This window comes from Brucella intermedia LMG 3301, assembly GCF_000182645.1.
Lineage (GTDB): Bacteria > Pseudomonadota > Alphaproteobacteria > Rhizobiales > Rhizobiaceae > Brucella > Brucella intermedia.
On sequence record NZ_ACQA01000002.1, the window covers coordinates 1080069 to 1104520 of the forward strand.

The window sequence follows — 24452 nt, forward strand, 5'->3', positions numbered from 1 at the left end:
AGGGGCGCCCGAAGGCGCCCCGTTACTATTCAGATTAAGGTGTCGGAGCCGTTGCGATCTTATGGTAACGCAGGGCCGTCGGATCAGTCACGCCGCCGCCAACGCGCTTCGTGGTGTAGAACTGCACGAAAGGCTTGTTGGTGTACGGATCGCGAAGGATGCGAATACCCATGCGGTCAACCACCAGATAGCCGCGCTGGAAATCACCGAAGACAACCGGGATGGCGTCAGCGGCGATGTCCGGCATTGCAGCAAGCTCGCTGACCGGGAAGCCAAGGACCGTTGCTGGCTGGCCCAGAACCAGACCCGGCTGCCAGATGTAATTGCCCTGACCGTCCTTCAGCTTACGGATAGCGCCCTGCGTTTTGCGGTTCATTGCAAAACGCGCATTCGGGGTGCGCTCGCTAGGCAGGTCATAGACCAGATCAATAAGGCCATCGGTCGTGAGACCAGCTGCGTCACCGCTATTCACCGTCGGGATTGCGCCCCACGGGTGCGAATTCGCCGCCGTATAGGTCAGCAGACCCTTGGGCTTGTCGGTGCCATTTCCGGAAACGAACGCAATGCCTTCCTGATAGGCGAACTCGGTCTCGACTTCACCGGCAAGCCAGTTTTCGAGATTGATTTCGGAATCGTCCAGCAGGCGCTGCGTTGCCGCAGGATTCGCGTAGATTTCGCCGGTGTTGAACTTCACTTCGGCGAACTTTGCAGCCGGGGTTTCAGGACGCGCAGTGGTTTCACCTACCCAGCCCGAAGCCGTAGCGCGGTCGTTGTAGAGCTTGGAGAAGCCATTACCAGAAATCTGAATGACCGAAGCGATACCGCGCATCGGAGAAACGACCTTCAGCTTGTCGGTGATGGTACGGTCCCATTCGGTCGGCGCCGTATAGCCGCCATCTTCTGGAACGGCGACGCTCATCGCGGCCTGTGGGTTGGCCTGAATGAATGCGTCGATGCTTGCCTCATCGCCTTTGCGGAAGAAGCGGTCAAACGCCTTGGTGTATTCGGCGTTCTTGATGTCGCGAGCCGGGTGCGAGGCACCTGCCGTCTGCAAAGCAGCGAGCTTCTGGGCCTGCTCGTCGAGAGCCGCCTGAAGATCGCTGACAGTGGCATTGATGCGATCGACCTTTTCGGTTCGAACGACATCTTCCGTGCCTTTCTTTACGTCATTGAGCGCAGCGCTGTGTTCTGCCTTGAACGCTTCAAATGCGCGGCCCTGCTCTTCGATAAGAGCTTTAATTTCGGTAGCGTCCATTCGGACTACCTCCTGAGAATTGATAAATTGCTGGAAAGTGCCGCACGAATGGCGGCTTCGCTTGTCGTGTCCTCGCCAGCATCGCGCTTGGCGTTCTCGGCGGCATCACGCTCGCCTCGAATTTCATGGAGAAGTTGAGTACGCGAGCGCCGCGTCTCACCTGCTGCAGCTAGCGCCCGGTCAATTCGGCGCATTGCTGCGATATGTGCGGGAAGTTCAGCTTTTGCGTCTGGCTTGCCGATTCCAGCGCCCTTCTCGTCCGCAAATCCCTTTTCAATGGCCTCGTCGGCAGATAGCCAAGTGCCGTCCGACGCCTTTGACGGGCCATCCAATAGAGAAAGTACAACGTCTTGCGCCAGTCCGGTTCGGGCGGCGTAAATATCCGCCATTGAACTATCGAAGGACTGAAACAGTGTCGCAGCGTCGGTAAAATCGTGCGTATTGCCGACAGCAAGGCCCCAAGCTCGGTGGATCATCATCATCGAACCGGTCGACATGATCACCCTGTCGCCAGCCATCGCGATGATTGATGCCGCAGACGCCGCATAACCCATCACATTGACAGTGACCTTGCCGGGATGGCTTGCGAGGAGATTGTAAATCGCCAGTCCCTCGAACATGTCGCCGCCTGGCGGATTCACGTTCACGGTGACCGGGTTCTTCCCGATAGATCGAAGCGCGGCGGCGGCTCGCTTAGCCGTAAACCCGCCCCCGGTCCAATAATCTTCACCGATCACGTCAAAGATCGAAATAGTGTTCGGATCGTCTGCTTCTGCCGCTTGGGGAGCACTCTCCCACCGCTCCAAGGCGGAGAGAGGCACATCCCACTGATACGACTTCGGTCGCGCAACGGCAGCAACCGGCGTTCTGTTAAGGCTCATTGCGTGTTCCTGAAGGAGGGCGGCCAGTTTCTGGCTGCGTCATTGGGTTTTTGAGGCTGTCCGCGTCTGGATCGTCGCTCTGGCTCAAGCCCACATAATCGCGAGCTTCGTTCTGGGACATCCACGGTCTCGAGCCACCCGAACCTAAGGCTTTCGCGAGGAACTCGGCCTGATCCTTAATCGAACCGCGAAGCAATTCGCGCTCATCGAAATCAGCCTGATACGATCGACGCTCTTCTCGGGTCAGCAGGCACCGAGAAACCGCCTGTTCCCAAGCGGTGAACCACGGCGCCAGTCCATAACGGACGAAAAGCTGGCCAAGGGTTTCGATACCGCTGCCCCAGGACGTGTCGTCCATCATCAACAGAGGTCGCGGCACACCAAAAGCACGTGCAACTTCCTCAATTTGATGATTTCTTGTCTCGATCTGCTGGCTATCTCTTGCCGTCTGAGAGAACGGCTCTGCCTTCATGCCTTCTTCAAGAATCAGCCACTTGTGGGCGTTTTCCGCGCCAGAGAACTTTTCCTTGAGACTGGTGTCGAGGTTTTCGAACTCCGGGTCACCGAGTTTACCTGGGTGCGTGAGCGCGCCGCCGACCATCGTACCGTTCTTAAATAGGCGAGCCGCGGCTTTTTCGGTCTGCATGGCAAGGCCAATGGCTTCTTTTGCCTGCTGAACACGGGAAAGGCCGATGACGCCATCGTCCGTCATATCGCGGAGATGGAAAACCTCCGACTGGGGCAGCTGGACATATCGACCACCCTTCAAGACGACTTTGTAGATGACGGTCAGGTCGTCTTTCTGCTCGACGGTGACATTGGTTGGGTGCAGGGGCTGCAAAGCCACCACACGTTTGCCGTTTCGAACAATACGGGCATACGCATTGCCGTAGGTCAGCGCATGTGATTGCAGCTGCCGGCGGAATTCATACGCCGTCTGCCAGTTATTCGGCTGCGTAAGAAGAACATCAAACAGAGAATGATCATCAGCTGGGTGAAGTCGCCCCTTCCCGTCCTTGTGCATTAGGTAAAATGGCAACATTCCGATGCTGCCTGAGATGAGGTCGACACAGCGAAAAACCGTTGTGTTGAAAAGGGCAGCCTTTGGCGTCACCGCCATGCCGCTCGCAGTTTCTGCGCCGCCGCCAAGAAAGGCGGCCAGCCTTGGATCATTCAAGCCGTCGAAATATTGCCAGTCAGCTCGCGGCGCTCGTTTCGGCGCGACCGAAGGCGCTGCCTCCGGTTTGGACCGGAACAGGTCTAAAATACCCATATCTTTCCTTGTTCCGATTAGCCGGCCATTCGGATGCCGCGTTTCTTGTAGACGGATTCTTTCGGCATAACCGCGCCGTCCATCGCTACACCAACCGCCATTGCCAAAGCGACAGCAGCGTCGATGCGCACTGACGCCTTCGTCTTCACGAACCATCGGTTGTCTTGCGGGTCATGATCGAAGGTGGCGCCCATCAGGGCGGTCATAAGTACCGGATTGCGCCGCGTGCGAATGCGACCGTCGATAATCATGTCTTCGAGCGCCAGAACCGAGCCCGGCATCCACAAGCCTTGAGGCGGCGGTAAGCCAGCAGCTTTCGCCGCTTCTACCTTTGCTGGCTCGGGACGTGCCCGAACCTTACCGCCCTGCGGGTGTGCGACATGTTCAATGTCCAACCCGAGCGCTTCGACTTCCTCGTGGAACTTGTCGTAGGCATATCGGTCGTAGGCGATGGCCTTGATATCGAAGGCGTGATCGATTTGCTGCACCCGCGAAGCCACGAAGTCATATCGAATTCGCTTGCCTGGCGGGGCATTCAACCAGCCCTGCTTTACCCAAAGCGCATATGGCGCCTTGTCAGCCTGTTCTCGCGCTTCCAGCGTATCAGCTGGCGTCCAAGCCTCAACCCACGCATCAAACGTCGGCAGATTGACGGTAGACCCATCCTCGCGCTCCATTTCCTTGAAGCCAGTCGGCACCACACACGCAAGCACGGTCATGTCCTTGCTACCGGACAGGTCGACGCCCATGAAAACCGGTTTGTCAGCGTGTTCGACTTCAGGATCGAAATCGTCCATTACGCTTTCGACGGTCTCGCGCGGCATCCATGCCTTGTCGGCATCGGTCCAGCAGCAGAAGTGCAGCCGAAGAATGCCGTTCAGCTTGCCCGGCATTTGGTTTGCCTGCGCGACAACACCGGCCAGATATTCCTTCGTCAGGATAACGCCCAGAAGCGGGTTAGCCTTCTTCCAGCAGGTTTCGTCCTTGAGCGGATCGTCGCCCTTGTCCAGCGCGCAGACATAGGAAAATGTCGTGTCGTCGATCACCTCGCCGACATAGGTAAAATCCTCATCCGGCGTCTGCGTCCCTGCTGCAACCTTGACGGCATGCTCGTGCTCTTCCCAGCAAATGCTGTTTCGGTCGCTGCCCGAGTTCGTAATCATCAACAGCAGAGGCTGGCGACGAAACTTGAAACCGCGCTCAAGCATTTCCATCGTCGAGCGGTCTGGGTGTTCGTGGACTTCGTCGCAAAGCGCGAAGTGCGGTCGCGGACCAGAGCCAGACTTGCCGGAATCCTTCGAGATCGGACGAAAAAACGATTGCGACTTGTGATGCGCGATATTGAACTCGCGCCCGATACCGCCGCTGAATTTCAACCGCTCGACCAATGCAGGAGCAGCGCGCACCATTTTCACGGCATCCTGAAAAAGAATTCCAGCCTGTTCTTTCTTGGCAGCAGCGGCATAGATCTGCGCGCCGGCTTCCTTGTCGGCAATCAGTCCGTATAGACCGACACCGCCAGCAAACGGCGATTTGCCGTTGCCCTTGCCTTCCTCGATATAGGCGCGCCGAAAGCGGCGCGAACCGTCAGCACGTTTCCAGCCGAACAGCGAACCCAGCTTGAACGCCTGTGAGGCATGCAATTTGAATGGCTTGCCTTCGAACTGGCCTTCAGAAAGCTTGAGCCGACCTTCAAAGAACCTAAACACGCGATCGGCGGCGTCGTCATCCCAATACAGGCCGCGCTCGTGACCGTGTTCGAGATCGTCGAAATGGCGGCGGCAGGCATTACGAACGTGAGGGCCAGCAACTTCACTGCCATCAATGACAGCTTGCGCATAAGCGCTCACACGCTCAAGCGCAGGCATATCAGTCAAGCAGATCATCCTTCTCTTCGCCCTCGTCAGGTGTCGCGACCTTGGAGGCGTCAGCAGGTGTCGCACCCATCTGGCCCAGCATCTGGCGAAGCAGGTTCATTGCCTGCACACCAACTTCCTGCCCAGCCATGATGCGGCCCTGAATAGTCGAGGCCATTCCGACCAGTGTTCGATGCGATTCATTCAGCCACGGCAGCTCTTTGGCGAAAAGCTTCCAGGCTGACTTCGCTTTGATCTCAGCGCTATCCTTCAACCAAACGGGAGGAGCCCCAAGAGGGCCGTTTGCGGCCGGTTCGGCGCGGTTATTGTACCGACCGGCATTGATTTTGTCGCGACCCTCGACCTTTGCTTTGCCGAGGGGATTTCTCGGCTTTGCCATGGAATGAAATCCTTATGGGGTCATGTTTTGAATTGCAGATGCGTGCGCTGTCGGTCCCCGCTGGTCCTGTGACTGCGGACTTGGGCGCTTTTTGATCCCCCCGTCTATGCCGGGATACCTTCGGGGATATAGTGAACTGTCGTTCCGTCCATAACTGATATGGCGCTCTGAAGGGTTTCTATCGTTTTTGCTTCCTTCAAATACCTGACAGGCAGCTTCACATGCCCGCACCCAGGCAAAACCGGCAGATAAACGATAGTTTCCAAGTCATTATGGAAGAGAGCCAGTATATCGGCATCACGCCGATCAAGCTCACGCTTCCGGCTAGCGTTACCGCCGCGTCGGTCCACGGATATCCTGCATCTCCATTCAGCGCGTTGGCGCCTAATGATAGATGATGATTTAACCTGAATTCGATACGTCTTGTGGCCTGCTATCATAAGGACGTCGAACCCAGACGTATCTGAATGAATAGCGTGGTATCCATTCTTGGTGATATCAGCGCAAACCAGAAACTCTGCATACCTACCAAGCCTCGAATAATCAGGGCGGTTATCGTTGTCCGCTAATGGGGCGGAGATGCAATTTCCAAATAGATCCAAGGTCTCGACTCCTTGCCGACCTCATATGAAAGAGGCGGGGAGCCGAAGCTCACCCGCCTGAACCATGCAAGAGGTCGAGAATTGCATGGTTATGCTATCGGCCACCCGTCCGGTCCGAACCGAATGACATCTTGGCCGAGCTCTTCACGCTGCTTGACGCGGTCATGGCAGGGAGCGCAGAGGCTTTGAAGGTTATCGGGATCAAAGAACAGCGTTTCGTCGCCCCTATGTGGCCGGACGTGGTCACATACCGTGGCAGGCGTGACATCCTCTTGCTGCAGGCAGTAGACGCACAATGGATGCGCGGTCAGTTGCCGCTCACGTAAGCGTTGCCAGCGGGATGTCTTGTAGAGCTTGCGGTAAGATGCGGCTTCAGTGCTGCGCTGATCACGTCTGGTCATGCTTACCTTCGCACAGCTGATTAAGAGTCAGCTGCTCTTTAATTGGTTGCGGGCATCGGGATCGAACCGATCATATCCGGCTTATGAGACCGGCGAGCACACCAGCGCTCTTGCCCGCTGAAATTGAATGGAACAATTAATCGATGACGCCCGTTCTCTCCTCGTAATCGAAAAGGAGAATGAAATGGCACAGACCACCGAAGGCATGGTTTCCGAACAAATCGACGCACTGCGCAAGGAAATCAGCAGCCTATCGTCCCGATTGTCAGATCATCTCGGGAATCTATCCGGCGCAACCGACGACGCCCTTGCGTCCACGAAGGACGCGGTGAATGTGCTCGCCGAAGGGGCACGTGAACATGGCCAGCGTGCTGTGCAATACGCACGACAAAATCCCGGAACCGCATCGGCGTGGGCATCCGTCGGTCTGGTGGCCTTGGTTGCATGCATGCTCATGAAGGGCCGCGGCAGTCGTTACCGGTAGATTCCGTTGAGCCAGCCAGTTGAAACAGACTATCGCGGACCTGGCCGCCAGTCGGTATCAATCCTTCCTTCCTCAGCTTTATGAAAATACTGGGAGCAGACCAACCAACCTTTAATTGGTCTCAACAACAGAACACATGCAATCACGATTATCGGCAGGGTCGTGATTGCATGAACCCAGATCGGTGGATCAAAAACTGATTGCAACCAGATACCGAATAGCAGCGCAGGCACCGCGGCGATCGACATCGAAAAGAATGCGGGGCCGTCAGCGGGATCGGCGAACGAATAGTCCAGACCGCAAACCTCACACTGCTTGGCTAGTGCTAGATAGCCTTTGAACAGGTGTCCTTGTTGGCACCTCGGGCATAGCCCTCGGACACCGGTACGAAACGGACTCTTCGTTGCGGAATACGTCATGTCTGGCTCCTCAAACTATCAATTAGGAGAGCCCAACAATCAATCAAGCCAATCGTGCCGGCGGGGAGCCTACCGCAATAGGCTCAACCCGCCGAACCAGCAGCCGGAGGAGAAACGACGCTGGATGAATGCAGCAAACGAACGACCCTGCAGTGGCCTTTTCAGCATCCGGGTGCCCATGGTTATCCCGACCACGATGTGACGGTCACCGTTCCTGCGCATAATACAGGCGGGTCGCGTTCATCCGTATGATGATGCTGCGTTTGCTGTTGAAATGGCAAGGAACGGCCACGAACGAACCGCAACCTTCTCAGCTATGCTGCCTTGCCGATAGTTACGCCCGGCTCACATCGTGGCCGAGCGTCTGTCGCTGGCATCAGCCTGTGCGCACAGAACTTGGAATAATGTGGAAGATTGCCTTCCCACTATTACCAAGCTTTGGGACATTCAGCGCATGCGTCAGGCCGCTATGTCTTTCCGCCGTAAATCTCCCAAGATGTCTCGTAATGTGATAAGTGCTGTATGGACAAGAGCTCGTCCCGCCCCTTGCGCGCCGCTTCGGTTAGATACACCTACGGTTGCCCCAACTTCTGCTAGCGTCTTCCCATCGATGCAAGCTAACTCAAAGGGCTCGCAAAGGTAACCCAATGCAGATTGCAATCGGGGCAACTTCTGCTTCGCATCAATCATCTCATTCACAGATACATCGCCTCGCCACGGCTTAGGAATGCTTGTATACCCGCTTTCTGACTTATCGGATGAAAGCTGTGTCTCTGCGTCGGTGATTGATTTTCGCTGCGCCGGGATGTCAACACTTGCGGCGGTGGATTGACGAACATGTTTGTACGCAATGCTGCCGTTTGACTTCACATGGATATGGCGATCCAGTGCCATGCCATCTCCTAGGGAAACTGCCGACCCTCCTAGAAGAGCGTTACTCTTAGCTGCAGTGTGTATGCGTCGGTACATCATCGCATATTTCAAAAGCTCGGTATTACCCTCTTTGACCAGCGCCACGGCCAAGGGCCATGCGATATTATCGTTTGCAGCGCGACCATCCCAATCGTTCCCGATTGACTGGCGCCGTTCGATGCGACGGCGCATCTTGGCAATTGCCTTCACTTCTCGGGCGCGCTCGAGACGCAGTCGCTCTCTCGTGGCTTCTCGCTGCTCTGGGCTGCGCTCGGGCAATGTCCATCCATGGATTGCACTAGTTGCGATAGTCGGCTTGGAATTGAGATGTGACATAATTACTCCTCGTGTTTTGGTTTGGTTGGTTAGGCGGCCTTGGTGGTGTGCGTCTCTGCCAGCCACTCCAGAACCGCCGTAACGGCCTGCTCAGCGGCTTCTGTCGTTGTGGTGGCCCGAATGACCAGAACCGTGTAGCCCAGCCGCTGTAGGGCAGCGTGGCGGTCTTTCTGGGCCGGCGACAGTCTTCCCTGCCCGACCTTGTTCTCGATCATCAGCAGACGCCCGTATTCGCCATAGATGCGAAGGTCAGGTTCGCCGCTGGCCATTCCTGTTGCGATTGCCTGGGCCTGGGCTCTTGGCCCACGCTTGCTGGCGTTCATGTCACCCGCCAGCAGGAACTGGCGTTGGTACTGTGGCAGGCGGCGCAGGCTGGCTACTTGTGCCGCCTGTAATTCCCATTCGAGCGGCAAGGCGGGCTTGGTAGTAACGCGGCCATTGCGGGTGGTAATCTTGACACGGGCGCCGTTGATGCGGACGGTTTGCGTTTTGGTGGCGGTCGTGGTCGTAGATGAAGGCGCGCGCGTGCGGTTGCGTGCCATGTGAGCTCCTCGTGTTTATTGCGGTATGCCGTTGGTAGCGGCGTGAATCGGATGGTAGTCCGATATAAAGATGGAATGAGTCTCGAACGAATGTGTCAAGCAGAAACTGGTAGAGACGATGCGAGTGTGCAGCGCCTCAATAAATGTGGTGTTAATGGCCGACGCAGCGTGGCGAAAATTTTGCGCCCGACCTCAAATCAGGTTGTATTCTGGAATTGGCAAAAATCAGGAAAAGTGCGCACTTCTCAAAACTCGAGAACTGCGCGCCGCGCGCTTTGTGCGTAAGTTTCTATATAAGAACACTTACGCACCAAAAGCAGCGTGCATTTGCGAACTTCTTTTAGGTCTTTTCGAGAAGTGCGCACAAAGAAGTGCGCAGTATCAGAAGTTGTATTTTGATTATGACATCGGGTTGTATTGGGCGGCTGGGCAAGGTACTTTTGGCAGCAGCGGTACTTGCCTGAATCTGAGATTCCCGGCTATATCCCCCGCTTTCAAATAGCAGAGCGTTAAGTGGCACTGTGACTCGTATTAATTGCGTAGACCCGTCAGAATTAACCGGCCCCCATCTTATAGCTGAGTATAGGGAATTGCCGCGTGTTTTCGCTTTAGTACGCTCAGCGATAGAGCGAGGAGAAGCACCCACCGATGCCCGCAACCCATCCGTTTATACCTTGGGTAAGGGGCACGTTCGCTTTTTCTATCCCCGGCTTGGCTACCTCGCCAAAAGACAGGCAGCGATTATCGACGAAATGCTCGCGCGTGGATATTCCCCGCAGTTTACCAACATCGATCAACTGCTAGACGGCTTCCCCGATGTATGGTGCAATGATTGGGAGCCGACCGAAGATGCCGTAGCTATTAATCGCGCCAGAATCTCCGAGCGCCTGGCGAAGCGCCCCTGACCGTCGAGCCGAACCGCGTATCGTTCTCTCCAATTTTTAGTGATAGAGGTTAGCTGATCCGAACCTGATGGAGGAAACAATGGCTAAAATCGGTCGTACCGGCTTCAACAAAATTCTAGGTGCGGGCTATACCGTGCTCAACCATGATCCTCTGGTCGGAATTCTCACTCTCAAAACAGATACAGGTGCAATCGAATTGGCAATGATCAAACCTGTAGCCGAAGCATTAATGGGTGAACTAATCGACTTTCTGCAGGAAGGCAAAGGCGAAGACGCCCCAAGCTTCGCGGTCGAGCGGAGTCAGTGAAAACCACCGATCGATGGCGGGGGGCACGTCTAACGCGGCGATAGCATGCTGTAAGTAACTTCCGGCACTAATATCAGCTTTCTCTAATAAGTAATGCGCTCCTCTTCTAATTAACCATCGCGGGCAATTCCAGATGCATGGTTTATAATTTACGAGTATTTCTTCCATTATTATCACATTAAAGTAACGGAGAGCATAATGCTTAAATATATCGCCATAGCGTTAACAGCTATGTTCTTCTCGGGCTCTGCTTCAGCATCCTCTGAGTGCGATAACGCGCAAGATCAGGCAACAATGAACAAGTGTGCCGGTCAGGGCTTTCAAAAAGCGGACAAGAAACTGAATTCGCTTTACCAACAGCTTGAAAGGCGTCTTGCTGGCAACGACGCTAAGAAGCTTCTGACCATATCACAACGGGCTTGGATTAAATTCCGAGATGCAGAATGTGAATTTTCATCCTCAGGAACAGAGGGCGGCACGGTGCAACCGATGGTATACGCTATGTGCCGGGAAAGATTAACAGCCGACAGAAGCAAGCAACTTTCCGAACACCTGAAATGCGAAGAAGGCGATCTGTCCTGCCCTCAACTTTCAAGTGACTAAGAGAGCGCTCGAATATCGCCTTCGATCTTACCCCACGAAAAAAAGCGGAGCTTAAGCTCCGCTATCTTCATTCCCAACCCCGCTCGATGGCGGGGCTTTCCTTTTCTCTGCAAGGCCAGTCTTATTCGTCCAACAGACTGTCGATCTGAGAGAATTCTTTCTCTGAAATCGTGCGGTTGAATGCCGTTTCCAACTGGTCTTTTGCCTCGACCAGAGCCCGCTCCCGTTCAATCGGATCGCTGATCGCCAAGGCGCTATCTCTTGCCTGCTCATAGGATGCGATCTTACCAACGGCTGAATTCGGAGCTGCGTTTGCTCGCGCAGTCGCCGATGCATGCGCTGCGTTCAAAGGACCAAGCGTATTCTTGTCCTTTGTTGCACTTGCCTTGGTAACGCTCGACTTCGTGACTGAACCCGATTTATGACTGATCGACTTGTTGGTAGATGATCGATGCGAGTCTGCCTTGCCGGAGTGGCTGGAATTTCCACCCTTACTTCCTCCATGTCCGCCGCCGTGACCACCACCGTGACCGCCACCGTTGCCTCCGCCATTACCGCCGCCTTCTCCTTTGGCGTAAGCAGCATCGGTATGAGTGCCGCCAGTCAGTGCCGGCAAAAAGGTAAGTGAAACGGCCAAGCCAGCGGTGAGGCCAAAGGCGCCGATTTTCCGTCCAATTGACATTGTTCGTCTCCGGTTGAATTCCGATGCAACATTTGCTGATTGCCATACGGCGAAAAGTTGGCGAGCCACTTCACTTATGGTTAGCAATGTGTGAACTCTCGTGATACGCCGCGCAAATTTTATTGGGACCAACAAAACGGGCTATCGAACACCGTGCTTGGGCTTCCGTCTTCTTCCCAATAAGGGCCATTTATGATTGCTGCCTATGTGTCATCTGCTGTTGTTGGTGCAGGCGTATATCTCCTGTTGAGGCGCAGATCTTGTAAAGCGCGTATCACTATCTCGGCCATCGTATTCCTAGTCCTGTGCGCAATTTTCAGCGTTTGGTTTGTTAATACAGGGGGAACTTACTGGATCATGGGCACGAACGGCATCACACCGGATTGGTCGCGGCAATAAGAAAGCGGCCCGAGAAACCGCTATTAGCTTGTCCAATAACTCGAGCTGTATGGTATTGACGCCATAAGGTTGCTTGTTTGGAACTGAAACCGGCTAACTCCGTTTACTGAAGCCATTGACCCAGAGTGATAGAAACATGGATCAGCTTCAGATCGCGCTCGAAGAGGCGCTAAAGTCCGATAATTTCAACGTCTGGCCACATATTATAGCGCTTGCCGCCGCGTACATCCTGGCGTTGCCGATAGGGTGGCACCGAGAACGTGAAGAACGGAGCGCTGGCCTTCGGACCTTTCCGCTGGTCGCAGTTGCCAGTTGCGGCTTCATCCAAGCGACAGAGGGAATTACTTCCGAAAGCCCCGAAGCACTCGCGCGCATTGTTGAAGGCGTGATCACCGGCATGGGGTTTATCGGTGGTGGTGCAATCCTTCGTTTAAGTTCATCGGTCAAAGGTACGGCAACAGCGGCCAGTCTGTGGTCGACAGGAGCTATCGGCATCGCTTGCGCTGTAAACGCCTTCGACGTTGCTATTATCATAATGGTGTTTGCGCTGCTCACCCTGATATTTTTCTCAAACGGAAAGTCGGACACCCAGGACATCAGCGCTCACGGTACTCAATAAAAAAAGCGGAGCCGAAGCCCCGCTTTCACGATTTAATATCCGGCCGATATCAAGTTGAGTCAAACAAACGCCCCTCTCCCTGGAGCTGCAGCAGCGGTGCGGTAAACTCTGCGCTGAACCCTTCTGGTTTATATTCGGACCTAACTTCCCCCGAACCAAGAAGCCCCATTCTTATGAGTTTGGAGCCAAAACCTGTCTTTGTCGGCGGGGCTACCGGCGGTCCTCCGATTTCGATCCAATTCATTGAGAAAACCGGCTCAACCTGCCTTTTGGATATAGCAACGTTCAGTTGCACTTGCCCCGTAGGGTTAGAAAGCGCACCGTACTTAATCGCGTTTGTTGTCAATTCGTGGACCAATAGCGAAATGGTCGATGCGCCCTTCGGGCCTACCGATACATCTGGCCCTGCCATGTGAACGCGATCGTCTACTGCAAGCGCAGTTGTTACTCCAGATACGATCTGACGCAACGAACCTTCCGAGCTTTTGCCGAGCCTTAGTACATCATGCGCGTTCCCCAACGCAGAAAGCCGCTTTATGAATGTATTAATGACCTCTTCATCGGCATTGTTATTGAATGTCTGGCTCGCAATAGCGGACACCACGCTGAAGGTATTCTTGATGCGGTGAGCGAGTTCGGTATTCAGAATCCGGGCGTGCTTTTCGGCTTCCACTTTTTGCGTGGTCTCAATGACCGTGTCGATCATCCCGCCGACCCGACCCTGTTCATCAAAGATCGGGCTGTAGCAGAATGTGAAATAGCATTGTTCATCATATCCGTGTCGATCGATCACGAGCGGAAAGTCTTCGATAAATGTCGCCTCGCCAGCGTAAGCTTTCTTGACCATGGGCAACAACTCATCCCACGCCTCCGACCAGATATCGCGAAACGAAGCCCCCATGCAATTCTCTTTTTCCCCGAGAATTGGTCGGAAAGCGTCGTTATAAATCGTCGTAAACTCCGGCCCCCAAATGATTGCTTTGGGGAAATGCGAAGCCAACATCATCTGTACTGCAGTGACCAAGGGCGCTGGCCAACTCGCTGGCACCCCTATGGGGTTCCGGCTCCAATCCAACAGCCGAATTTCATCAGCCGACTGACCACGCGCATGCAGGAAGGGCACCGCACTGTCCATAGTGTATTCCAATTTGATCGAGGAAGATTCGTAGGCGGCACCGCCTAATCTTATGAGATAGGGCACGCAAATGCGAGCGGCAAAGTTATACTGGCATCAGTTGAATCAAACCGCCCGCACAAACGATGTCGTTTTCCGCTGCACTGGATCGCGCTCCTCGACCTTCGCCAGGAAACCTTCCTTGAAGAGTGCCTTGGTAATAAGGCCCGCACGCTTCTTCTGCACTTCGTCGTCGACATCCAGCCCCAGCGCATATGCCACGGCGTGCCCAACCCAGTCTTTTGCCTGCGGCGCCTGCTTATACATGCCGCCGTTTACAGCGCCACGGATAGCTTCTTTTTGTTCATCGGTCAGCCCTTCTGCCACTTCCTCGCTCGACGGCCAATGCCATTCAGTGACGACCGGCGCATGGTCCTGCGGCTGGGTCAGCCCACGACCATTGCCCAATGCGACGCTTTCGATATGCCGCCAGTCCAGCCGGTGTGACAGCGGCGTAAGGTTCGACTTGCCGTAGGTGATCGAGAAGTAGCCGAACCGATCCATACCGGGAATGCCCGCCTCATTGGCTTGCGCTTCTGACATACGATTAAGCACGCGCACCGAACGCGCTGCACCGATCAGAGCCACAGCGCCGCGTGCGTCTTCGACGGTAGCCTCGCGGTCGCTCACCTTGCGCAGGTGGTGCACGATGTCGATGGAGCAGTTCGTATAGTCCGCGATCTGCGCCCAGAGTTTCGCAACCTTGTCGATAGCACCGTTGTCGTTTTCGTTGACCTGGTGCGTCGACACGAACGGATCGACGATCATCACGTCGATCCCATTGGCAAGGATGGTTTCGGCAACTGCCTCGACGATCGGCTCCTGGATTTTGACGCCTTTCTTGTCGTCGATGGCAACGACAAGTTCCTGCTCACGGCCACTGTCGAGGAACAGATGACCGTCTATATCTTCCGGCTTCAGGTTGAAGTGGATGCACGCCGCCATTATGCGTCGCTCAAGCTCGTCGCGCGGATCTTCCACGTTAAAGAGCCAGACCTTGAGCCGGCGCGGCGGCTTGACGCCGTTTAGAGCCTTGCCAGACGCCATCGCGAGCGCTTCCACAATGCTGTTTGCGGTTTTGCCAAGGCCGCCCGGTGCAACAGTGACTGAGACATACTTGCGGATGAAATGCCGGCCGAAAGCGAATTCGCGGCGTGGCAGTGTCGACGGGTCTTTCCACTGGAATGGCGTAGCTGCGAGGATGGGTTGGTCGGTGAGCTCTTCTTCGATGGGCGGTAACTTCTCTGGATCAATCTGGACGGTCGTCACCAGTTCTTCTGGGTTGACCTCTCCGCCCTCCACCTTCGCCCGCGCATTGTCGAGCATGCGTGTAATGTCCACGAGCTTGGTATTGTCGTTGACGGCTTCTGGTGCCTGACGCGGATGCATCTTGCCAGCCTTCAGCCCATTGTCGATCGTTTTGCAGCAACGTGGGAAGTCCCTGTCCCAGCCGCGTGCCACATCTTGCAGCAATGCCCGCGCTTCGGATTCCGCCAGCGCACCAGCACCGACGAACGTACCCAGCCGGAACGCAGCGTCGTTCAGACGATTGTTGCGGTTCCCCATCGGCTCCATGGCGAGATCGTCAAGCTCAGACTGTACCGCCCGCTCGACGTATCGGTCATTAATCGTGCCAGACACCGACGGCGCCTGGTACATGGTCGTGCTGTCGTATGACCGTGGCAAGACAAGCTCCAGCAGCCAGTCCGGCGCATCGACGGGCTCCATATCGACCAGCCAGCGGTAAGGCTGGCCAACAGCAGGCACACTACAGGCCGCGATGACATAACCGCCGTCTCCGCGAACGTCGATGCCAGCACCCAATGCCCCGCGATTACGAACGCCCGCCTTGTGCTTGAAGAAGTAATGACGCCCGCCGCTCGTTGTTTCGGCCGTCAGCGTCGCGGGCAATGCGCCGTGCTCGGCTTCCAATGCTGCGAGCGTATCCGGCCCGCCGTGCTTCGGGTCGATGTCCAGCACCCACGCACCAATAGGCGCACCGGTAGGCACGCCGATCATAGCACCGGGATTGCGACGCCAGAGTTCGCGTACAATGCGTTCATTCAGCGTCGCACCGCGGAACCCATTTGAGGTCAGCGGAGTTTTGGTGGCGAGGATTTCGATAAGGCCGTCCTCGTCGACGAATTCCTCATCGGCGGCACGGCATGGAAATACAGGCCAGTTACGCGCTGCGTAGGCCAGCGCAACATCGAGCATGGGGTCGGTATCCGGTAATACAGATTGCTGCATGATTACCTCGGGAGGGAAAGAGATGTGTAAAGACTACGATATGCTTAAGAACGGGGATGGCACGTGGTCCATTGTGGCTAAGTCCACGCGCCGGCCGATAACATTCAAAGGCCGACTACAAATTGCGCTGACAGAAGACGTTGCCCAGCAAGCTTTTGCGATACTCGATCGCGTCGAACATGAGCGCGAACAACAGTTGCGAGACGGCCGACTGATGTAAAGATGGCAGCTTAGGCTCATGCGAATTAAACTGGAAAACCGCTGGTTGTTTTTGTAGTGCTTAACCCTGGCTTTATGCGCGGGGTAAGCATGACTTGGGGTTTTGTCGTCGGCAGACACTATAACAGGCGAAACGACATTCATGGTCAGTTTGCTGGCCAGCAACAGGGTGGCATCGTTACTCCGTCCAACCATAACGTTGTAATTATCATCACCGGTAAGGCTGGCAGTCACTACGGCTATGAAGACCAACATCTGCCCGATGGACGTTTTGACTATTATGGTGAAGGTCAGGTAGGCGACATGGAAATGGTCCGCGGCAATAAAGCAATTCGTGACCATGCTATGTTGGGCAAGGATCTACTCCTTTTCGAAAGCCTCGGGAAAGGCAAAGATCTGATCTTCCTGGGCAGCTTTGTCTGCGAAAGTTGGCGTTGGGGACAGTCGCCTGATCGCAACGATGATATGCGCAAAGCCATTATCTTCGAACTTAGAAACCTCGAGAACATTGTTGAAGCCGTCGACGATGAACAGCCCGTTCCCGCTGTCGATTTAGCTGCTATGAGAGATCTTGCTCGACAAGCAGCGGGAAGCCGCGAGGGTAAAGCGTCAACTCGTACCATCTATGAGCGAAGCCGACACGTTAGAGATTATGTGCTTGCTCGGGCCAACGGTCATTGTGAGGGTTGCAGCTGCCAAGCGCCCTTTCTGCGCATCAACGGCCAACCGTACCTGGAACCTCATCATATCCGTCGAGTGAGCGACGGCGGCCCTGATGACCCCAGTTATGTGATTGCGCTTTGCCCAACCTGCCATCGCAAAGTTCATCATGGTCAGGGTGGCGCCACATACAACGATACGTTACTCAAGAAGATGCCATCTATCGAACCGCCGAACGGAACTTAGAACGGCGCCTCCTTCAACGCTTCCCGCATTCCTCGCCCGCAACCTTCCCACGCGGCTTTCACCAGCATGCGCGCCTCAAGCTCGTCCATTTCCTTAAGGTCGGTTTTGCCAAGCTCTTGAAGGTATGAACCAACCGCCTCAACGCCCGTATCAAGAGCGCGAAGTTCGTAAGGGTCCAACCGACGCCGGTGCCGAATATGCTCGGCAATGTCGGCGCATTCCTTGCACAGCCAGCGGATAGGTTCGCGGTCTGACTGCACGCCGAGGCCGACGGCGTGGCGGGCGCAGACGTGACACTGTTCGGGATGGCTCATGCGGCGTCTCCGAATAGGCTGGCCTGTAAGGGAGGCTGGTTGTCATTCGCCGGTTGCGCTTTCGCGGCAACAGGGCGCGCTTCTGTAAAGTCAACGCAAACGATCTCGCACATTGGAGAGACGCCTTTCCATTGATCGATGAAATAGGCGGTATCGACACCGCAGCCTGTATCGAAATGCAGGCCAGTCTGCTCCTGAAACTTAACGGCCTTGCCACTGGTTTGTCGCTCATAGCTCTGCCGTCCGGAATAGTTGAAGCCTGCCGACATTTGGGGAACGATGAACGTGCCGTAGTCTGCCAGATGGGACGCAATATCAATGACGTGGAATTCGAAGTCCTTTCCGCTGTACCTCGGGGAATTCTTGCTCCGCTTGATATTTCCGAATGGAGGGTTGCTAATCGCACTGTCGAAGTGCCCCAGTCCCATATCCAGAACGTCAAACACGTCAGCATGAATCCATTCTGCCTCTGGCAGGAGCTTTTTCCCGACCTCTAGATAATCGGCATTACGCTCAACGCAGGTGATCTGCGGCCTGCTGTCATTGAATCGGCTGCGTTGCCAGATGGCGTAAGACAGCATTCCAATCCCGGCGCAGAGGTCGATGATACGACCGCCACCGGCATCTATTGCAAAATCAAACGCCATGTCGAATGGTGTGAAGAAAGCGCCTGCAGCGCCGTTCACGTGGTTCGCGCCTTCGTTCCAGTTCCTGTAGACAAATTCTTTATCGTCTTCCGACAGCCGTTCTTGCCGTAGGATGGCGACTGCTTGAGAGTGGGCTTGAGCCTGTGCCCTTGTAAGCTTAGCCATTAAGCCACCCTCCCCAGCAAATCCTGATTGTCGTTTGCGGCCACATACTTGCCCGCCTCATTGCCCCACGATGACCATCCCGCCCACGCTTGGCGTGCGAACAGCTCAAGGTACGGACCGTCAACAAGCCGCTCAATGCGGTCGTACTGTTCGTCAGGCTTGCGACTATGCTCACGGCGCGGCGCTTTGATCAACGAACGCACGCCTTTATTAAGACGGCGCGGCTTGCCTCGTTTGAACAGATGGCAGATTTCGACTTCCTGTCGCGTCCAATAGCCCATGCCCATCCGGCCCTTGTCCCAGACAAAAGCCACGCTGACAGGACGGAAGCCCCACGATGCAGCCACATCGAATGCTTCACGCTGCAGGTGTGAAACGGTCCACATGAACAGCAAGCAGTCGCGGGCGCATACCTGTTCGACAGGTAGCGCCTTGATATCGTCAAGCGACATCACGCTGTAAGGCTGGCGACCTCTAGCCGGCGCGACATTCTTTTTGCTGTAGGTTCTAAATGCCCATCGCGGGTCCGCAAGGACGCAGCCGAAAGGCCCGCTTGGTAGCGGTTCATTCATTTTCATCTCCTCGTGGTTCATGGTGGTAACCCGCCAGTTGGTGGCTGGCGGGGTGTTGGTTATAGGCTGGATTCGCCGCCTTGCTGCACGCTAGCAATCGGGCGGGTTAGGTCGGAAAACCAGTCGTCATAGGTGGCAATGTCGATCATTGCGTCCGCCAGCGATTCCGTTTCTTGCCAATAGGCGTGGTAGTCTGGCTCGTCATCAGGGCCCATCATAGCCATCCACGGTGCGTAGCTCACGCCGCCCTCACTGTAAGCGTAGGCTGGCCTTCGCGCAGTACGGCTCCCTTGACGGTCTTCCCAGCGTCCAGCGCCTCTTTGATAAGCGTCTTGTCAGGCGATTTCACAACCTTCAAAAAACGCGCAGGCACAGCGGATTCGTCCACAATCTCAACCCCGGCGCGCCCTTTACCGACCGACACAGTCGCTTCCGGCAGGCTAACTTTGTTCAGGTCAGCGGCCTTCAACAGGCGCAGCAACAAGGCCCGCATGGCGTCCTTGCGTCTGGTGTATCGATCTTTGCGCGCGGCCAATTCCTTGGCGCGTTCGCCGATGGCCAGTACCATGCTGTTTGCATCGCGCTCGATGGCCACGATCTTACCGAGCACGCGGTATGCGTCCGTCTCGCCTTCGATTGTGTCGGCGCGCAGTTCGTCGTCTTCTGCCAGTTCGGGGTATGCCGCAACCAAGTCGGCGAATTCCCGTTCCAGGACGGTAACATCATATGCCAGATAGTTCTGTGCTTTCGTGTTGTCGGCTTTGTTTTGCATTGTTGCTCCTCGTGTTTCGGTGGTTGGTTGGTTAGTCCGGTAGGTAAGTTAACATGCCTCGCGGCGCATCCCGTTAATGGATTGGTTTATTTTGATAAACTTAATCCTACTGTTTTAGTGTAATTAATACTTGGATTTAACTGTTGCATGCGACGGTTGTTTATGTATATTCGCGCCACTCTTGGGAGGGAGTTAGACCGCCCAGGCGCGCACCGTCCGCTGCCGGGCGGTTTTTATTTTCCCTGCATATCAGCTATGCAGTTTCTGCCCTTGCAACGCATGAGTGGACCGCCTATTTACGCCTCGTCCGGTTTTACTCCTCCTCCCAGAAACCGGACCCTAAGCGCGGTACTCCTCCTCCCAACCGCGCTTTTCAGATCGGCCCGCTTCGCTCCTCCTCCCAATCGCGAAGCGGGCTTTTCTATTTCATGCAGTTGCGGAGCCTATTGTTGGCAACCGTTACATTCTGTTATTTCACCATTCGCTAATATGCCCATATTCTGGTGCCGCAAACCTTCTCTGGAATGCATCCGCATCGCATGAACCAGAGCCCCCGCCCCAACATGCGATGCGGAACTCCCTAGAACGGAATATCGTCATCCAATACGTCAGCCAGCCCGGCAGATACTCGGGCGTAGTGCGGCGCCGGCTCATTATCGTTGCTGGCCTTCGGCACGTTGTCATTCGCAACACCCGCAATGGCGTCAACAACTTCCCAGTATTTCCCGTTGGGCTTCACAACGATTTCCCCGGTTGGCAGCAATTCGTTCTGACGCTCCATGAATTCGAGCACAGTTTTCGGGAACGGTGCCTGACCGCCATGCTTTCGCCACCACCTGTCAGACTTCGACTTAAAGAAGCCGGTATGGGCTGGGCCGAGCCATTCGTTGATTGGCGACATACCAACCCAGTAAGACACCTTCACGCTGTCCTGCTTACCGCCCTTGCCTTCGTGGTATGCAAATGTGCGGCGCTCCACCTGACGGGTGCTGGCGTTGTCTTTTGACAACATCGGCACGTCTTCGGCCTGCGCAGATATCTTCGGCGTTTCGTCGACCGGGAATTCGTATCCGCAATCCGGACAGGTATGCAGCGAGGCATGGATCAGCGAGCCGCAGCCCACTAGACCACGATCGTCAGGCTCTTGCGGACATTGCTTCACGGGCGCCTCGCCGTCGCCTTTTTTCATACCCGGCGGCGTAACCGCATCGATAGGCCCATGCTTGCGAACGACGCCAGCAAAGTCCAGAAACAGACAGTTTTCCTTGCCGGGATAAAGGCGCAGGCCACGGCCCGCCATCTGAACATAGAGGCCAGCTGATAAGGTCGGTCGGCAAAACGCCACCAGATCGATGATAGGCAGGTTCGTGCCGGTCGTGAGCACTGAATTGTTCGTAAGTGCGCGGATATTGCCAGCCTTGAAGTCAGCCAGAATGCGGTCGCGCTCACCGGTCGGGGTGTCTCCGGTCACTGTTTCGCAGCTAAATCCCCGGCTGCGAATTTCGTCCCGCATATGTCGGGCATGTTCAACTCCGCTACAAAAGCACAGCCAAGCCTTACGCTCCGCACCCGATGCCGTGCCATACGTGACGATCTCATCGACCACGGAAGCAGTGATGTCGTCCTTGTCGATAGCCGCCTGCAGAGCGTTCTGCTTGTAGTCGCCGCCCTGCTTGCCAACGCCGGACAGGTCGAAGGCGGTTGCCATGCCTTTTGAGATCGGACGGCAGAGATAACCTTCCTCAATCATCTCGCCGATCGGCTTTTCAAAGCAGATGTCGTCGAAAAGCGCGCCGTCACCTTCCGTCAAAAGCCCCTCGCCCAAGCGATAAGGCGTGGCCGTGAGACCGACCAGCTTCAGGTCCGGATTGATTGCGCGCAGACCTTCGATAAGCTTGCCGTACTGTGTTTCCGAATTTCTGGGCATCAGGTGGGCTTCATCGACCAGAACGACGTCGATATGACCGATCTGCTCCACCTTGTTTGCGATGGTCTGCACACCGCCGAAAACGATCTGCGCCTTTGCGTCCCTCCGGCCCACGCCGGCCGAAAAGATGCCGGCCGGTGCGAACGGCCAGATGTTCAGCAGCTCCTGATAGTTCGAGAGAATGAGCTCGCGAACATGCGTCACTACAAGCACGCGCATGTCGGGCCAGCCTTCGATCAGTTCCTTGCAGATCGTACCCAGCACGAGGCTCTTGCCGCCGCCTGTAGGAAGCACGATAAGTGGTGAGCCAGGTTGTTCGCGCCAATAGTCGTAAAGGCCGTCAACAGCGGCGCGTTGATAATCTCTAAGCTGTAACATCATGCTACCTGTTTGTTGTTCGGCTTGTTGTCGTTGGCGCCATCCACCCAAATCTCACCCGTCGCCAGCCGGTATGTGACCGTCTCCGCGACCTCGTCGGCATCGATCTGCTCGCCATTTATCAACCCCGGCAGATAGAGGTGAGCCGGGCAGCCGTCTCGCTGCTCGTCGATCGACAATGGCTTGTTCCAGCGAGCGCATGACATGTGGCAATCACCGCCATGCTCGGGCTGAACATGAAGGCAAGTGCGGCAGTTAACGCGCGGCTGCACGCCTTCGTGGCAGACGCCACGGTGTTTGCAGAACATGCATCCGAAGAACTCCGGGTCTTCGCTGATGCGGCTCGGTGGCTCGTCCGCAAACACGATGCGTTCGCAGCGTGCCAGCAATCGAAGGCAGAACTCGACATCATACTCGATCCGCTCGGCATAGAGCGTGTCGGTGTTCTTGCACGACGCCAGATACAGACAGCGTGTCAGTCCGAAAGCCTGCATTCCAAGCTGGCACTGGGCGTAGTGCAAGGGTTTGGCCTTCTGGCAGCTGTGCTTTTGCAGTTCCTTGATACCCTTCTCATTGCTCGACTTGAATTCCAGCAGGTGCTCAGTCTTCGGCGCTTCGGGTACGCCCATTGCCTTGCCGTCGCACTTGCCGCGCACGAACCCAGACACCAGCCTGATTTTGTCCTGCTGCCCGTAAACGTCGACGCCAATGCGTTCGAGGTCAGCGACCAAGCGATCTTCCTCGATATTGCCGGTGGCGAACAGGCGGAGCTGGCGGCCCGAATGAACTTCGTGTGCTGAGACCCAGCGGAAGCCGTACCAAAGGGCTCTATCACATTCCGTGCCCGCCTCGCCCACGCTGATGCCCCACGAGTCCCAGGACTTAGCCTGGGCCTCGTAAGCTGCGTAGATGGCGCGGACGGTGCTGGATTCAGCTTTTGGGAGGGGTGCCAATTTTAGACCGCTCCCTGCATTACAAGAGCCTTTGCAAGCTGATCGCTAATGCCGCCCATTTTCTCACCGTTTACAGTCACGGCGGCTTTGCATTCTTGAACGCTGCCCCATTTTGGCAGAAAGTGGCGTTCTAAGGTCAAAATTGCTTCCTCGACCGCACTATTGCGAAGCATATCAATGACTTCGTGAACGACCTCTCGATCCAATTTGTCCATCACTGCACTCTCAGGGGCATCACAACCCCTGTCCAGTTGCCTTGGCCGGTCAGAACGGCTGGCGACATGCCGTCAGAGAACGCGAAGCACACATCCTTCTCATCAACTGCTCCGAGCATGTCCTGCAAGTACTTGGGGTTAAATCCGATGGTCAAAGGCTCGCCGTCCAACTCGCCTTCGATTTCATCCTGCGCCTTGTCGGCGATAGACAAACAAAGCACATCCGCGACTTCCAATTTCACTGCGCGCGATGCGTCAGTGGCGATAGCTGAAACTCGCCCGAGCGCGCCGATCAACTGTTGCCGGTCCACGGTAAGAATGATGGAATTTCCAGTCGGGATCAGGCGGGCATGATCGGGGAAGGTCCCCTCAATCAGCTTTGATGTAATGACGGTGCCGCCAGCCTCTATTCGCACTTTTGTCTGAGACAGACTAAGCTTGATGACGCCTTTCGGAAGCATCGCGACAAGCTTTGAAGGAAGGATCACGCCGTACTCGGTATCTCCCTCGTCGCCATAGTTCCTGACAAGCCGATGGCCGTCGGTTGCGACCGCAACAAGCCTGCCTTCGTGCGAGTGAAAAAACACACCGTGTAGAAACTGCCTAGCCTTGTCAGTGGAGATTGCGTGCACACACGGCGCAACAAGCGCAACCAGATCCAGCTCAAGTGTTGTGTCGAATTTCCCAACGCTAAAGGACGGAAAGTCCTCAGCAGGCAAGACATCGAGCTTGTAACGGCTGCGACCAGAAGCGACTGTAAGGCGGCCTCCACTGCTAGCTGCATCCAGCTCAAGGGTAATGTCGCCCGTCACGCGCTTTGCGATATCCGCAAGCATCTTGCCAGGAACGGTTGCGCTGCCCGAATGGCAGTCGAGCACCGGGAGACTGGTCGTTATCTCCACATCCAGATCGGTGCCGGTGAGGCGCAACTGGCCGTCCTCAACAGCCAAGAGCACGTTGGCGAGAATAGGAATTGAATTACGGGTTTCGATGGCGCGCGTGACGGTCGCCAAGGCGTGCGCGAGCTGTGAGCGGTCAATGCTGACTCTCATCAAAGTCTCCTCGTGGTTGGTGGTAGAAGGCG

27 protein-coding genes and 1 tRNA gene are annotated in these 24452 nt (G+C 55.7%); 6 read left to right on the plus strand and 22 right to left on the minus strand.

Annotated elements, in window-relative coordinates:
* Window positions 1–34: 34 nt before the first annotated feature.
* The 7 genes from OINT_RS17500 to OINT_RS17535 form a co-directional block, all read right to left on the minus strand.
* Window positions 35–1255 (minus strand): phage major capsid protein, encoded by a 1221-nt coding sequence (locus OINT_RS17500; protein ID WP_006469225.1) that lies wholly within the window; start codon window positions 1253–1255, stop codon window positions 35–37.
* A gap of 5 nt (window positions 1256–1260) precedes the next feature.
* Window positions 1261–2136: a head maturation protease, ClpP-related gene (locus tag OINT_RS17505; RefSeq protein WP_006469226.1), complete on the minus strand. Its 876-nt coding sequence runs from the start codon at window positions 2134–2136 to the stop codon at window positions 1261–1263.
* Complete coding sequence (locus OINT_RS17510; RefSeq protein ID WP_039853336.1) at window positions 2126–3409, minus strand: phage portal protein; 1284 nt, start codon at window positions 3407–3409, stop codon at window positions 2126–2128. The genes OINT_RS17505 and OINT_RS17510 overlap by 11 nt, the downstream gene beginning before the upstream one ends.
* Before the next feature lie 17 nt (window positions 3410–3426).
* A complete protein-coding gene (locus OINT_RS17515; RefSeq protein WP_039853337.1) occupies window positions 3427–5277 on the minus strand; it encodes a terminase large subunit in 1851 nt (616 codons plus the stop codon).
* A 1-nt stretch (window position 5278) separates the two neighbouring features.
* Window positions 5279–5665 carry a phage related protein gene (locus OINT_RS17520; protein WP_039853339.1) on the minus strand — a complete coding sequence of 129 codons (387 nt, stop codon included), beginning with the start codon at window positions 5663–5665 and terminating at the stop codon, window positions 5279–5281.
* Window positions 5666–6356: 691 nt separating this feature from the next.
* Window positions 6357–6668: an HNH endonuclease gene (locus tag OINT_RS23115; protein WP_039853341.1), complete on the minus strand. Its 312-nt coding sequence runs from the start codon at window positions 6666–6668 to the stop codon at window positions 6357–6359.
* A gap of 47 nt (window positions 6669–6715) precedes the next feature.
* A tRNA-Met gene (locus OINT_RS17535) sits at window positions 6716–6786 on the minus strand.
* A gap of 66 nt (window positions 6787–6852) precedes the next feature.
* On the opposite strand from OINT_RS17535, the gene OINT_RS17540 reads away from it, so the two are divergent.
* On the plus strand, window positions 6853–7152 hold the full coding sequence (locus OINT_RS17540) for a hypothetical protein (RefSeq protein ID WP_235691681.1): 300 nt from the start codon (window positions 6853–6855) through the stop codon (window positions 7150–7152).
* Window positions 7153–7181: 29 nt separating this feature from the next.
* Here OINT_RS17540 and OINT_RS23120 read toward each other — a convergent pair whose 3' ends face one another.
* The 3 genes from OINT_RS23120 to OINT_RS17550 all read right to left on the minus strand — a co-directional run bounded on the left by OINT_RS23120 (window position 7182) and on the right by OINT_RS17550 (window position 9361).
* Window positions 7182–7571, minus strand: a complete 390-nt coding sequence (locus OINT_RS23120) for a DUF983 domain-containing protein (protein WP_006469230.1) — start codon at window positions 7569–7571, stop codon at window positions 7182–7184.
* Between the two features lie 459 nt (window positions 7572–8030).
* Window positions 8031–8819: a hypothetical protein gene (locus tag OINT_RS17545; RefSeq protein WP_006471958.1), complete on the minus strand. Its 789-nt coding sequence runs from the start codon at window positions 8817–8819 to the stop codon at window positions 8031–8033.
* A 29-nt stretch (window positions 8820–8848) separates the two neighbouring features.
* Window positions 8849–9361: a VRR-NUC domain-containing protein gene (locus tag OINT_RS17550; RefSeq protein WP_006469233.1), complete on the minus strand. Its 513-nt coding sequence runs from the start codon at window positions 9359–9361 to the stop codon at window positions 8849–8851.
* A 521-nt stretch (window positions 9362–9882) separates the two neighbouring features.
* Here OINT_RS17550 and OINT_RS17555 point away from each other — a divergent pair.
* The 3 genes from OINT_RS17555 (at window position 9883) to OINT_RS17565 (ending at window position 11176) form a co-directional block, all read left to right on the plus strand.
* Window positions 9883–10266 carry a pyrimidine dimer DNA glycosylase/endonuclease V gene (locus OINT_RS17555; protein ID WP_039853344.1) on the plus strand — a complete coding sequence of 128 codons (384 nt, stop codon included), beginning with the start codon at window positions 9883–9885 and terminating at the stop codon, window positions 10264–10266.
* 79 nt (window positions 10267–10345) lie between these two features.
* Window positions 10346–10573, plus strand: coding sequence for a hypothetical protein (locus OINT_RS17560; RefSeq protein WP_006471956.1), 228 nt, complete (start codon window positions 10346–10348; stop codon window positions 10571–10573).
* A 198-nt stretch (window positions 10574–10771) separates the two neighbouring features.
* Window positions 10772–11176 (plus strand): lysozyme inhibitor LprI family protein, encoded by a 405-nt coding sequence (locus tag OINT_RS17565; protein ID WP_006469237.1) that lies wholly within the window; start codon window positions 10772–10774, stop codon window positions 11174–11176.
* 121 nt (window positions 11177–11297) lie between these two features.
* Here the strand turns inward: OINT_RS17565 and OINT_RS23905 are convergent, their stop codons facing one another.
* Complete coding sequence (locus tag OINT_RS23905; RefSeq protein ID WP_006471955.1) at window positions 11298–11858, minus strand: hypothetical protein; 561 nt, start codon at window positions 11856–11858, stop codon at window positions 11298–11300.
* Window positions 11859–12393: 535 nt separating this feature from the next.
* Here OINT_RS23905 and OINT_RS17575 point away from each other — a divergent pair.
* Window positions 12394–12876 (plus strand): MgtC/SapB family protein, encoded by a 483-nt coding sequence (locus OINT_RS17575; RefSeq protein ID WP_006471954.1) that lies wholly within the window; start codon window positions 12394–12396, stop codon window positions 12874–12876.
* 49 nt (window positions 12877–12925) lie between these two features.
* On the opposite strand, the gene OINT_RS17580 is transcribed toward OINT_RS17575, so the two are convergent.
* Both OINT_RS17580 and OINT_RS22535 read right to left on the minus strand, forming a co-directional pair.
* The gene (locus OINT_RS17580) at window positions 12926–14011 is read right to left on the minus strand and encodes a sensor histidine kinase (protein ID WP_006471953.1); all 1086 of its coding nucleotides are present in this window, start codon (window positions 14009–14011) and stop codon (window positions 12926–12928) included.
* 105 nt (window positions 14012–14116) lie between these two features.
* The gene (locus OINT_RS22535) at window positions 14117–16300 is read right to left on the minus strand and encodes a bifunctional DNA primase/polymerase (RefSeq protein WP_006469241.1); all 2184 of its coding nucleotides are present in this window, start codon (window positions 16298–16300) and stop codon (window positions 14117–14119) included.
* Window positions 16301–16609: 309 nt separating this feature from the next.
* Between OINT_RS22535 and OINT_RS17595 the strand changes: the two genes are divergently transcribed.
* Complete coding sequence (locus tag OINT_RS17595) at window positions 16610–17425, plus strand: HNH endonuclease (protein WP_235691682.1); 816 nt, start codon at window positions 16610–16612, stop codon at window positions 17423–17425.
* Here OINT_RS17595 and OINT_RS17600 read toward each other — a convergent pair.
* The 9 genes from OINT_RS17600 to dnaN all read right to left on the minus strand — a co-directional run bounded on the left by OINT_RS17600 (window position 17422) and on the right by dnaN (window position 24420).
* On the minus strand, window positions 17422–17739 hold the full coding sequence (locus tag OINT_RS17600; protein ID WP_006471950.1) for a DUF6511 domain-containing protein: 318 nt from the start codon (window positions 17737–17739) through the stop codon (window positions 17422–17424). The genes OINT_RS17595 and OINT_RS17600 overlap by 4 nt on opposite strands.
* Window positions 17736–18551 carry a methyltransferase gene (locus OINT_RS17605; RefSeq protein ID WP_006469243.1) on the minus strand — a complete coding sequence of 272 codons (816 nt, stop codon included), beginning with the start codon at window positions 18549–18551 and terminating at the stop codon, window positions 17736–17738. Before OINT_RS17605 ends, OINT_RS17600 begins: the two co-directional genes overlap by 4 nt.
* Window positions 18551–19144, minus strand: a complete 594-nt coding sequence (locus OINT_RS17610) for an MT-A70 family methyltransferase (RefSeq protein ID WP_006469244.1) — start codon at window positions 19142–19144, stop codon at window positions 18551–18553. The genes OINT_RS17605 and OINT_RS17610 overlap by 1 nt, the downstream gene beginning before the upstream one ends.
* A 38-nt stretch (window positions 19145–19182) precedes the next feature.
* A complete protein-coding gene (locus OINT_RS17615) occupies window positions 19183–19365 on the minus strand; it encodes a hypothetical protein (protein ID WP_006469245.1) in 183 nt (60 codons plus the stop codon).
* Window positions 19362–19895 (minus strand): siphovirus Gp157 family protein, encoded by a 534-nt coding sequence (locus OINT_RS17620; RefSeq protein ID WP_006469246.1) that lies wholly within the window; start codon window positions 19893–19895, stop codon window positions 19362–19364. Before OINT_RS17620 ends, OINT_RS17615 begins: the two co-directional genes overlap by 4 nt.
* A gap of 580 nt (window positions 19896–20475) precedes the next feature.
* Window positions 20476–22200, minus strand: a complete 1725-nt coding sequence (locus OINT_RS17625; RefSeq protein WP_100229492.1) for a DEAD/DEAH box helicase — start codon at window positions 22198–22200, stop codon at window positions 20476–20478.
* Complete coding sequence (locus OINT_RS17630; RefSeq protein ID WP_006469247.1) at window positions 22200–23153, minus strand: hypothetical protein; 954 nt, start codon at window positions 23151–23153, stop codon at window positions 22200–22202. The genes OINT_RS17625 and OINT_RS17630 overlap by 1 nt, the downstream gene beginning before the upstream one ends.
* A gap of 2 nt (window positions 23154–23155) precedes the next feature.
* Window positions 23156–23368 (minus strand): hypothetical protein, encoded by a 213-nt coding sequence (locus OINT_RS17635; RefSeq protein ID WP_006471947.1) that lies wholly within the window; start codon window positions 23366–23368, stop codon window positions 23156–23158.
* Window positions 23368–24420 carry a DNA polymerase III subunit beta gene (gene dnaN, locus OINT_RS17640; protein ID WP_006471946.1) on the minus strand — a complete coding sequence of 351 codons (1053 nt, stop codon included), beginning with the start codon at window positions 24418–24420 and terminating at the stop codon, window positions 23368–23370. Before dnaN ends, OINT_RS17635 begins: the two co-directional genes overlap by 1 nt.
* Window positions 24421–24452 lie beyond the last annotated feature (32 nt).

Excerpts from the sequence above, each read along its gene's own strand:
- OINT_RS17500 (WP_006469225.1), bottom strand. The coding sequence starts at position 1,255 with ATGGACGCTACCGAAATTAAAGCTCTTATCGAAGAGCAGGGCCGCGCA.
- OINT_RS17505 (WP_006469226.1), bottom strand. The coding sequence starts at position 2,136 with ATGAGCCTTAACAGAACGCCGGTTGCTGCCGTTGCGCGACCGAAGTCG.
- OINT_RS17510 (WP_039853336.1), bottom strand. The coding sequence starts at position 3,409 with ATGGGTATTTTAGACCTGTTCCGGTCCAAACCGGAGGCAGCGCCTTCG.
- OINT_RS17515 (WP_039853337.1), bottom strand. The coding sequence starts at position 5,277 with ATGCCTGCGCTTGAGCGTGTGAGCGCTTATGCGCAAGCTGTCATTGAT.
- OINT_RS17520 (WP_039853339.1), bottom strand. The coding sequence starts at position 5,665 with ATGGCAAAGCCGAGAAATCCCCTCGGCAAAGCAAAGGTCGAGGGTCGC.
- OINT_RS23115 (WP_039853341.1), bottom strand. The coding sequence starts at position 6,668 with ATGACCAGACGTGATCAGCGCAGCACTGAAGCCGCATCTTACCGCAAG.
- OINT_RS17540 (WP_235691681.1), top strand. The coding sequence starts at position 6,853 with ATGGCACAGACCACCGAAGGCATGGTTTCCGAACAAATCGACGCACTG.
- OINT_RS23120 (WP_006469230.1), bottom strand. The coding sequence starts at position 7,571 with ATGACGTATTCCGCAACGAAGAGTCCGTTTCGTACCGGTGTCCGAGGG.
- OINT_RS17545 (WP_006471958.1), bottom strand. The coding sequence starts at position 8,819 with ATGTCACATCTCAATTCCAAGCCGACTATCGCAACTAGTGCAATCCAT.
- OINT_RS17550 (WP_006469233.1), bottom strand. The coding sequence starts at position 9,361 with ATGGCACGCAACCGCACGCGCGCGCCTTCATCTACGACCACGACCGCC.
- OINT_RS17560 (WP_006471956.1), top strand. The coding sequence starts at position 10,346 with ATGGCTAAAATCGGTCGTACCGGCTTCAACAAAATTCTAGGTGCGGGC.
- OINT_RS17565 (WP_006469237.1), top strand. The coding sequence starts at position 10,772 with ATGCTTAAATATATCGCCATAGCGTTAACAGCTATGTTCTTCTCGGGC.
- OINT_RS23905 (WP_006471955.1), bottom strand. The coding sequence starts at position 11,858 with ATGTCAATTGGACGGAAAATCGGCGCCTTTGGCCTCACCGCTGGCTTG.
- OINT_RS17575 (WP_006471954.1), top strand. The coding sequence starts at position 12,394 with ATGGATCAGCTTCAGATCGCGCTCGAAGAGGCGCTAAAGTCCGATAAT.
- OINT_RS17580 (WP_006471953.1), bottom strand. The coding sequence starts at position 14,011 with ATGGACAGTGCGGTGCCCTTCCTGCATGCGCGTGGTCAGTCGGCTGAT.
- OINT_RS22535 (WP_006469241.1), bottom strand. The coding sequence starts at position 16,300 with ATGCAGCAATCTGTATTACCGGATACCGACCCCATGCTCGATGTTGCG.
- OINT_RS17595 (WP_235691682.1), top strand. The coding sequence starts at position 16,610 with ATGACTTGGGGTTTTGTCGTCGGCAGACACTATAACAGGCGAAACGAC.
- OINT_RS17600 (WP_006471950.1), bottom strand. The coding sequence starts at position 17,739 with ATGAGCCATCCCGAACAGTGTCACGTCTGCGCCCGCCACGCCGTCGGC.
- OINT_RS17605 (WP_006469243.1), bottom strand. The coding sequence starts at position 18,551 with ATGGCTAAGCTTACAAGGGCACAGGCTCAAGCCCACTCTCAAGCAGTC.
- OINT_RS17610 (WP_006469244.1), bottom strand. The coding sequence starts at position 19,144 with ATGAACCACGAGGAGATGAAAATGAATGAACCGCTACCAAGCGGGCCT.
- OINT_RS17620 (WP_006469246.1), bottom strand. The coding sequence starts at position 19,895 with ATGCAAAACAAAGCCGACAACACGAAAGCACAGAACTATCTGGCATAT.
- OINT_RS17625 (WP_100229492.1), bottom strand. The coding sequence starts at position 22,200 with ATGTTACAGCTTAGAGATTATCAACGCGCCGCTGTTGACGGCCTTTAC.
- OINT_RS17635 (WP_006471947.1), bottom strand. The coding sequence starts at position 23,368 with ATGGACAAATTGGATCGAGAGGTCGTTCACGAAGTCATTGATATGCTT.
- dnaN (WP_006471946.1), bottom strand. The coding sequence starts at position 24,420 with ATGAGAGTCAGCATTGACCGCTCACAGCTCGCGCACGCCTTGGCGACC.